Origin of the sequence: Trebonia sp. (assembly GCF_049794275.1) — a bacterium.
Lineage (GTDB): Bacteria > Actinomycetota > Actinomycetes > Streptosporangiales > Streptosporangiaceae > Trebonia.
Genome location: NZ_JBARCR010000129.1, coordinates 1 through 9,266 on the forward strand (window position 1 = coordinate 1; position 9,266 = coordinate 9,266).

Genomic DNA, 9,266 nt, shown 5'->3' on the forward strand with positions numbered 1-9,266 from the left:
CGGGCAGCGGGCGGAGCGCCTCGACGCGCCCGGCCAGCCGGCGCAGCGTCGCCTGCGCGGCATCGACCGCGTTCGTGGTGAAGTCGAGCTGGCTGCGGTAGTGGCCGCCGAGCAGGAACAGCCGGTAGGCCATCGGGTGGTAGCCGGCCTCGACGAGGTCGGCGAGCCGCGGCACGGGCCCCGACGACTTGGCGATCTTCGCGTTGTTCATCAGCAGGAACTCGTTGTGCACCCAGAACCGCACCCACGGCTGCCCGTCGCCGAGGTACGCCTCGCTTTGCGCGATCTCGTTGACGTGGTGCAGCTCGCGGTGGTCGACGCCGCCGGTGTGGATGTCGAAATGCTGCCCGAGCAGCGCCATCGACATCACCGAGCATTCCAGGTGCCAGCCAGGGGCGCCCCAGCCCCACGGCGACTTCCAGCGCATCACGCGCCGGACGCCGGGCTCCTCGGTTCGCCAGAGGGCGAAGTCGCTCTTGTTAATGCGGCCCTCGATCTGCTCGACGCGCGCGCCCTCGCGCTGGCCTTCGAGGTCGAGCAGCGCCAGCGTGCCGTACCCCGGTGACTTGGAAGTGTCGAAGTACAGCCCTGACGGCAGCAGATAGGTGTACCCGAGCTCCTCGAGGCGGGCCGCGAACTCGATCATGTCCGGCACGTACTCGGTGGCCCGCGGGTAGACGTCGGCCGGCAGCACGTTGAGCGCCGTCGTGTCGTCGAAGAACGCCTTGGTGTAGAACGCCGCGATCTCCTCGACGCTGCGCTCCTCGCGCGCGGCCGCCATCTCGATCTTGTCCTCGCCGGTGTCGGAGTCGGCGACGGCGTGCCCCACGTCCGTGATGTTCACTACCTGCCGGACCGGGATGGCCTTCCAGCGCAGCGCGCGGCGCAGCGTGTCGGCGAACACGTACGCCCGCATGTTGCCCAGGTGCGCGAAGTGGTAGACGGTGGGCCCGCAGCTGTACATGCCCACGACGTCCGCGGACGGCACGAAGTCCATGATCCGCCGCCCGAGCGAGTTGTAGAGCCTTAGCTGCTGTCCACTGGTCACCCGCCCATGATATTGGCGGTCACTGGTAGAGATCGTCAATCTGCTGGGCGTAGCGGTCGATGATCACCCGGCGGCGGCGCTTGAGAGACGGGGTGAGCTCGCCGGAGTCGGCGGTCCACTCGTTCGGCAGCACCCGGAACCTGCGAACCTGCTCCACCCGGGCCAGGTGCGAGTTCGCCGCTTCTACGCCGCGCTCGACCTCGGCGAGCACCTCGGGGCGGGCAGCCAGCTCGGCGAGCGAGGACGCCTCGACGCCGTGCGCCTTGGCCCACGCGGGGGTCACGTCCGGGTCGAGCACGATCAGCGCGGTCACGTAGTTTCGCTTGTCACCGATCGCGCAGGCCTGGCCGATCAGCGGGTGCCGCTGCAGCTCGTACTCGATGAGGGCGGGCGAGATGTTCTTCCCGCCGGAGGTGATGATCAGCTCCTTCTTCCTGTCGGTGATCCTCAGGAAGCCGTCGGCGTCGAGCTGCCCGATGTCGCCGGTGTGCATCCAGCCCTCCGCGTCCAGCGCCTCCGCCGTCCGCTCCGGATCCTTGTAGTAGCCGCCCATCACAAGCGGGCCCCGGACCAGCACCTCGCCGTCATCGGCGATCCGCAGCTCCACGCCGGGAAACGCCTGGCCGACCGCTCCGGTGCGGGCGGCGGCCGGCGAGGTGAGCGTCGCGGCGTTGGACAGCTCGGTCATCCCCCACCCTTCGGAGAGCGGCACGCCGAGCGCGCGGAAGAACTCGATGATCGCCGGGTCGATCGGCGCCGCGCCGCTCGTCGCGATGCGGCACTCGTCAAGTCCGATCCTGGCGAGTACCGCCTGCCTGACCTGCTCGGGCATCGCGCGCACGGCGTCCGGCGACATGTCGGGCAGCGCCGTGCTCAGCGCCGCGTACAGCTTTTCCCAGACCCGCGGAATGCCGATAAGCGCCGTCGGGTGGACCTGCGGGGCGATCTCGAAGAGCCGCAGCGCGTCCGGGCAGTAGGCCAGCGTCAGCGGATTGGCCATCGCGCCCCAGTGGTCCACGCTGCGGCCGGTGACGTGCGCCATCGGCAGGTAGGAGATCAGCCGGGCGTTCCCGTCGGCGTCGTGCTGGTCCTCCAGCGGGATCACCCTGATGACGGCGAGCTGGTAATAGCGGAGGTTGCGGTGGGTGAGCATGACGGCCTTCGGCTGGCCGGTAGTGCCTGAGGTGTAGATCAGGGTCGCCAGGTCGTCTGGCGTCACCTGCCGCCAGGTCTCGTCGGACAGGCCGGGCGAGCGCACGGCCTCGGCGTGCCCGAGCCGGAGCAGCTGCGGCCAGTCGACCGTGCCGTCCTCGTCACCGTCGATGAGGATGATCTGGCGCAGCTTCGGCAGCTGGTCCCACACCGACCGCAGCCTGGGCAGGAACTCCCGTTCCACGATCGCGACGCTGGCCTCGCAGTGCCCCGCGATGTACGCCGCCTGCTCCGCGGAGACGGTGTTGTAGATGAACACGGGGACGCCGCCGGCGTGCATCACGGCGTAGTCGGCGATTGTCGCCTCCGACCGGTTGCGGGACCAGATCACCGCGAACTCGCCGGGCCGGAACCCGAGCAGGCCGAGCCCGACGGCGAGGTCGCGCACCTGCTCGTGGACCTGCCGGTAGGTCAGCGAGCGCCACTGGCCATCCGGTCCGTCGCCGCCGGCCGGGCTTTCCAGCCACTGGTGCGCCACGGTATCGCCGGCGGCCGCCACCGTCTCCGCGTACGCCGTCAGCAGCGTGCTGCCTTCGATCTCGGCCTCGATCGCCGCCCGTTCGGCCTCAATGTCCCCGGGTGTCAAGGACCGCTCCGTCGTGGTCATGCCGACCATTGTGACCCGTGCCGAGGGCGCTGACTAGGGCGGATTCCCGGGCCCGGTCGGGGATCAGCATCGCGAGGCCTTCCGGGCGGTCTTTCTCGTTCGCCTATCGCCTCCCGCGGGCTTGATGACATGATTCGGCGGGAGACGCCGAGGGGGAAGCCATATGTGGGAGCGGCTGGAACAACGGGAAATAGCGCGCCGCGAGCTGGTACCAGGTCCCGGTGAACGGCCCCGGCCGGACCTGCCCGCCGGCAGCGACCTGATCCCGAAGATCAAGCACATCGTCGTGCTGATGATGGAAAACCACTCCTACGACAACTATCTGGGCACGATGGCCGGGCGGGGCGACGGCCTGTCACTTGGGGCGGACGGCGCGCCTACCGCCGTCAACGTCCTGCCGAACGGCCAGCGGATCCCGGCGCACCACTTGCCGTCGACCGCGCAGGTCGGCGGTGACCCCACGCAGACCTGGAACGCGAGCCACATCTGCTACGGCGACGGCGACAATAGCGGGTTCGCGGCCAGCGTGTGGCAGACGGTTCCCGGCGGCGACCCGGCCCTCCCGATGGGCTACTGGACCGAGGCCGACCTGCCCTTCTACCACGGACTCGCCGGCACGTTCCCGGTGGCCGACCGGTGGTTCTGCTCCTGCCTCGGCCCGACGTTCCCGAACCGGCGTTTCCTGATCGCTGGCACCGCCCACGGCCTGATCGACGACCTGCCGTGGAACCTGGTGGACTACCCCAAGGCCGGGACGATCTTCGACACCCTGAGCAAGAACGGCATCTCCTGGGTGAACTACCACAACGTGCACCCGGCGAAGGTGGTGTTCACCCGGCTGCTCGGTGCCAGGGGGCTGCTGCTGCTCCGCAGGCTCGCCCAGCTCGGCCGGTGGCTGCCGGGCGTCGCCAACGCGGTGCGCGGCAACAAGTCGTTCACCGCCGATCTGTACCCGCTCGGGCTCGCCCGCGCCGTCCGGCACCTGCGGACCACGCAGGAGTTCTTGGACGACGCCGCGGCGGGATCGCTGCCGTCGGTGTCGATCGTCGACCCGGACTTCGGCCTGTACTCGGAAGAGAACCCGCAGGACATCAGCCTCGGCGAAACCTTCTCCGCGGCGGTCGTCAACGCCGTGATGCACGGCAAGGCGTGGGAGTCGACCCTGCTGCTGTGGATCTACGACGAGCATGGCGGGTACTACGACCATGTCCCGCCGCCGGCGGCGGTGCCGCCGGACGACGTGCCGGCGCACAACTGGCAGCTGTCGCTGCCGAAGTGGCTGCGCGCCCCGTTCCGGAAGGCCTTCGCGCAGCTGGCTAACGCGGACACAGGCCCGTCCACCTACGACCGTTACGGGTTCCGGATCCCCGCCGTGATCGTCTCGCCCTACGCGCGTCCCGGCTTCGTGCTGAGCGATGTGCTCGACCACACCTCGGTGCTCAAGCTGATCGAAGAGAAATGGAACCTGCCGTCGCTGACCCACCGGGACGCCGCGGCCACCTCCCCGCTCGGCGCCCTCGACCTCAATTCCCCGCCCGCGTTCCTGACACCCCCGGACCTGACCGCCGCGAGCGCCGGACCCTTCAAGCCCATGTCCAAGGCCCTGCCCCGCCCCTTGGCAAGATTCCTAACTCCCCGCCACCAATAGCCTCATGGACCCCAACCCCTCGCATCACACAAGCCCCACCCGTTTGCTTTGTGCACCAGGCGACCACTTTTGGGGCCTCTCCGCCTCGAAAAGTGGTCATTTGGTGCACAAGGCAAACGCCAGATGGAGAAGCGGCCCGTGTGACTGAGGCTCCAGCGCTAGGGGTGCCGGACGAGACAGGTTGGCGTTAACGAGGCAAGTGAAGGTGGCGAGATAAGCGGGGGAAGCGAGACAGGCCGGCGATGCCGAGACAGGCTGGCGATAAGAGGCCTATGTGATCGCCGAAGAGTGCAGACGCCAAGCCGTCACTGGTCACACCAACCACTCCAGTTGTCTTTGCAGCCGCGGTGACCATTTCTTGGTGCGTTTGGGGCCTGTGAGCTCTAATTCTGGTCACGGCGGCTGCAAAGTGGGGCCGACCGCTCGATGGCGCCGGAAGCGGGGCGCGGTGGTGTTACGCCGCGTTGTTCGGCGCCGCTGTTGGGCGCCGACTGAACGCGGCGGACACCACAAGCCCCGCGCGCCGGCGAGTGGATAAGGCGAGTGGCTAGGAGGTCAGTACGAAGTCGGCGCAGCGTTCGGCGATCATGATCGTGGGGGCGTTCGTGTTGCCTGAGGTGACCGCGGGCATGACCGAGGCGTCGGCCAACCGCAGGCCGGGGACGCCGTGGACGCGCAGGTCGGGGGTCGTCACCGCCATCGCGTCGATGCCCATTCTGCAGGTGCCGGCCTGGTGGTGATAGGTGATCAGGTTCCGCATCGCGTACTCGGTGATGTCCTCGTCGGTGCGCACGTCGGGGCCTGGCGCGATCTCCCGTGCCCGCCAGTCCTTCAGCGCCTGGCCCTCGCCGATCTCCCTGGCCAGCCTGAAGGCGGCGACCAGCGCCTTCAGGTCGGCGGGCTCCTCGAGGTAGTGCGGGTCGATCGCGGGGTGCGCGGCCGGGTCCGCGGCGCGCAGCCACAGCCGGCCCCGGCTCAGCGGGCGGATGACGCCGGGCACGATCGCGTAGCCGTTGCCGTAGTCGAGGACCGGGTAGCCCTCGACCGGCATCGGGAAGTGCGACATCAGCGGCTGCAGGTCCGGCGCGGGCATGCCCGGGTCGCTGGGCGCGAACAGGTGCGCCTCCAGCATGTTGGACGTGCCCTCGGGGATCGTCCGCGCCGATTCGTACAAGATCGTCGCCAGGAAGTGGTCGTGCAGGTTCGCGCCCACCCCAGGCAGGTCGGCCATCACCTCGATGCCCAGCGGGCGCAGGTCGTCGGCCGGGCCGATGCCGGACAGCAGCAGCAGCTGCGGTGACCCGATCGTCCCGCCGCACACGATCACGTCCCCCGAGCAGCGCAGCTCGGCGGCCGGCCACTCACCGGAGGCGGGGGCGGCTGTGGAGTCAGCCGCGTACGTTCGGGATGAAAGGACTCGGCCAGTTCCCGCGAGCCCGACGCCCGCGGCGCGGCCTGTGCCGTCGAAAACCAGGCGGGCGACCTGGGCGCCGGTGATGACGGTCAGCAGCGGGCTGTCCAGCACCGGCTGCACGAACGAGGTCCAGGCGCTCATCCGGCGGCCGTTCCTGACCGTGAGGTGGGTGAGGCCCGCGCCCAGGATGCTGTCGGCGTTGGGGTCGTCGTTCAGCGGCACGCCGTAGCCCGCGCAGGCCTCGAGGAAGGCGAGGCTCGCCGGGTTCGGCTCGTGGATGCGGGTCACCGGCAGCGGGCCGCCGGCGCCGTGGTAGTGCGACGCGCCTTCCTCGAAGTCCTCGGACTTCTTGAAGAACGGGAGCACCTGGTCGTAGGACCAGCCGGCCGCGCCGTTGTACGCCCAGTTGTCGAAGTCGGCCTTCGCGCCCCGGATGTAGATCATGCCGTTGAGCGCGCTCGACCCGCCGAGGACCTTGCCCCGCGGCCAGGACAGGCTGGTCTTCAGCGAGTGCTCCTGGGGCTCGGTCAGGTAGGCCCAGTCCTCCTGGCTGTTCCACAGCTCCCACGCGCGCAGCGGATCGTGGATCGCGGGGTTGGTGTCGGGGCCGCCGGCCTCGACGAGCGCGACCTTCCGCCCGGCGTCGACAAGCCGCCTGGCGATGACGCAGCCGGCGGACCCCGCGCCGACGATGATGTGGTCGAACTCCTCGCCCGCCGTGGTGCCGTCGCTGGCCGCCATGCCGTCCTCCCTGCGCCGCGCGCCGTGTCTGGTCACATCATGCGGGTTTTCCGCGGCGAGTCATTCATGCGGCGGCACAGACCTGCGACCCGGACATGCCCGCCGCCCACAAAGGGCGCGGCCGCGATGGTCCGGGTGCCTGCGCTCGCAGCACGCGGGCGCGGCGAATTCGCCGGCATAAATATTTATGCCGGCGAATTCTCATCCCGCCTATTTCCCGGATATCCGGGCGAGAATTCAGTATTTCGCGGCGCGGCCGGTAATGCGTTCATCAGCGCGGTGCCGCCGGTCAGGCGGGCCAGCGGGGGCCGCTCGATGAGCTCGTTCAGGTGCTCGTCGAGGCGCAGGCCGTCCTCCGTCGCGACGGCGTGCAGGTAGGTCTCCGGCTGGCGGAGTTCCCACAGGCCCGGCTCGTCCCCGTCGATCACGCGCTGGGCGAGACCCTCCCGCATGGCCACCGTGCGGAGCACCACCGAGCTCATCCGGGTGAGGCTGGCGAGCTGCTGATGCCTGTTCTGCCTGGTGCCGAGGTCGACTTGCGCCATTCCGTCCAGGCCTACTTCGGCGAAGACGTCGATCATCATGCCGATCTCCACGCCGTAACCGGTGAAGAACGGCACCGCGCTGAGCAGTTCCCTGCGGCCCGCGAACTCCCCGGCCAGCGGCTGCACAAACCCGCCCAGCTCCGGGTAGAAGAGGTTGAGCAGCGGCTTTGCCATCAGCTCGGTCACGCGCCCGCCGCCGTCCGCGATGGATTCCTCGCCCTGCCTGAAAGGCCGCCGGTAGGCGGCCTTGGCGAACTGGATCGCCGGATCAGCGAGCAGCGGGCCGAGCGTTCCGTAGACGAAGTGCTCACGGAAGTCGGTGGTGTCCGCGTCGGCGAACATGACGATGTCCCCGCGCGCGGCCGACAGGCTGCGCCACATCGCGTCGCCCTTGCCCTGAGCAGGGCCGTAGTTCGGCATGAGCTCGTTTTCCGAGTAGACCTCGGCCCCGTGCGCCCGCGCGATGTCCGCGGTGCCGTCTGGCGAGTCGGCGTCCACGACGATGACCTGATCGGGCAGCCCGGTCCGGGCTTGGAGGCCGGCGACGACCGTGAGGATGCCGCCGATGGTGCCGGCGACGTTGCGGGCCGGAAAGATCAAGGTCGTGGACGGTCGCTCCACCCCGTTGACCGGCAGCGCCAGGTCGCGAAAGTCGCGATGATGATAGGAGCGCTGCTCAAACCATTCCCAGACTGTCATGTTCATATAACGACGCCCTGCTTCGTTTAGTTTCCGCCTTGCGGACGACGGGAGCTGGGAACTTACCCAGCTATGGTTAATCACATGTAAAGTTCTATTTCCTGAATGTTAATCATGAGGACGGGTGGGCGATTGGTCCCGGTATGGGCTACCCATGACGCGGGCCCGTATGCCGCCGCGGGCCTCGCCTGCTTGCTGGCCGGCCACGGGTCACGCGTGTCTTGACGCGTCGCGGGCCTGGCTGCCACTGTCGGCGTAAGGAGAGGGGCAGGGTCATGGCAGACGTACTAGTCGGGGCGCCAAGCAGACCCAGAATCCCGATCGTACCCGTGCGCGGCCTGCCGATCGTCGCGGTCGGCACGTGACGGACGTCACGCGACGGGTGGCCGATTTCGCCGGCCTGGACGTTCCCGTCATCGAGGTCACCAGCGACGCGCCCGGACCGCGGCTGAGCGTGATCTCCGGGGTGCACGGCTGCGAGTACGCCTCGATGGCTGGTGTCAGGCGCTGGGTGTCCGGGCTGGCCGAAGACCCGGGACGCTTGCTGCGCGGCTCGGTCACGGTCGTGCCGGTGGTGAACGTGCCCGCGTTCTGGGCACGGACGCCGTTCGTCGTCCCGCAGGACGGCAAGAACCTCAACCGCTGCTTCCCTGGCTCGCCCGACGGGACGCTCGCGGAGCGGCTGGCGTTCGCCGTGTTCGGCCAGGTGATCACCGGCAGCGACGCGGTCGTCGACGTGCACGCCGGCGACCTGGTGGAGGCGCTCGAACCGTTCGTCATGTACGACGGAGGCCCCGCCGAGGACTTCGCCCGCGGCCTGGCGGCCGCCTACGGGATCCGGTACGTGGTGCGGCAGGCGCCGGGGCCGGGCCAGACGGTCGCCGGATCGTCCAGTGCGGCGGCGGCCGCGGCGGGCATTCCCGCGATCACCGCCGAGGCCGGCGGCTGCGGCCTAGTCACGGAGGCGGCGGTGGCGGCGCACGTTCGCGGGCTCGACGGCGTGCTCCGTTACCTGGACATGTCCCCTGACGGGCCGGCGCCGACCGCGCCGGTCTACCTGAACAGCTTCATCTGGCCGCGCACGCCGGTCGCGGGCTGGTGGGAGCCTGCTGTGCGGACCGGTACGGAGGTCTCGGCGGGGCAGGTCCTCGGCACGGTATCCACGGTGGACGGCGGCACCGTGCTCGAGACGTTCACCGCGCCCGCCGACGGCGTGATCCTGTTCGTGACCAGCTCCCCGGCTGTGGCGGCGGACGGCCTGCTGCTCGGCCTCGGCGCAGCATGAACCCGACGACTTAGGGCGGCCTGAGCCCGCTGATTTCATGATCACGAAAGAAAAGTACGCGCATAGG

General features: G+C 69.4%; 6 protein-coding genes. 2 read left to right on the top strand and 4 right to left on the bottom strand.

What is annotated here, in order from left to right:
- On the bottom strand, positions 1-1,048 hold a 1,048-nt coding region (locus WA805_RS03495; protein WP_425241631.1), incomplete at its 3' end, for a cysteine--tRNA ligase.
- 19 nt (positions 1,049-1,067) lie between these two features.
- On the bottom strand, positions 1,068-2,867 hold the full coding sequence (locus WA805_RS03500; RefSeq protein ID WP_424559928.1) for an AMP-dependent synthetase/ligase: 1,800 nt from the start codon (positions 2,865-2,867) through the stop codon (positions 1,068-1,070).
- Between the two features lie 163 nt (positions 2,868-3,030).
- Between WA805_RS03500 and WA805_RS03505 the strand changes: the two genes are divergently transcribed.
- Complete coding sequence (locus tag WA805_RS03505) at positions 3,031-4,515, top strand: alkaline phosphatase family protein (RefSeq protein WP_425241632.1); 1,485 nt, start codon at positions 3,031-3,033, stop codon at positions 4,513-4,515.
- A gap of 547 nt (positions 4,516-5,062) precedes the next feature.
- Here the strand turns inward: WA805_RS03505 and WA805_RS03510 are convergent.
- Both WA805_RS03510 and WA805_RS03515 read right to left on the bottom strand, forming a co-directional pair.
- Positions 5,063-6,670: a GMC family oxidoreductase gene (locus WA805_RS03510; protein ID WP_425241633.1), complete on the bottom strand. Its 1,608-nt coding sequence runs from the start codon at positions 6,668-6,670 to the stop codon at positions 5,063-5,065.
- A 185-nt stretch (positions 6,671-6,855) separates the two neighbouring features.
- Positions 6,856-7,914, bottom strand: coding sequence for a glucosyl-3-phosphoglycerate synthase (locus WA805_RS03515; protein ID WP_424564072.1), 1,059 nt, complete (start codon positions 7,912-7,914; stop codon positions 6,856-6,858).
- Positions 7,915-8,275: 361 nt separating this feature from the next.
- Between WA805_RS03515 and WA805_RS03520 the strand changes: the two genes are divergently transcribed.
- Positions 8,276-9,199 (top strand): succinylglutamate desuccinylase/aspartoacylase family protein, encoded by a 924-nt coding sequence (locus WA805_RS03520; protein WP_422340840.1) that lies wholly within the window; start codon positions 8,276-8,278, stop codon positions 9,197-9,199.
- Positions 9,200-9,266: the final 67 nt, after the last annotated feature.

What these genes read in the sequence shown, in the direction of transcription:
- WA805_RS03500 (WP_424559928.1), bottom strand. Translation starts at nt 2,867, where the DNA reads ATGACCACGACGGAGCGGTCCTTGACACCCGGGGACATTGAGGCCGAA.
- WA805_RS03505 (WP_425241632.1), top strand. Translation starts at nt 3,031, where the DNA reads ATGTGGGAGCGGCTGGAACAACGGGAAATAGCGCGCCGCGAGCTGGTA.
- WA805_RS03510 (WP_425241633.1), bottom strand. Translation starts at nt 6,670, where the DNA reads ATGGCGGCCAGCGACGGCACCACGGCGGGCGAGGAGTTCGACCACATC.
- WA805_RS03515 (WP_424564072.1), bottom strand. Translation starts at nt 7,914, where the DNA reads ATGACAGTCTGGGAATGGTTTGAGCAGCGCTCCTATCATCATCGCGAC.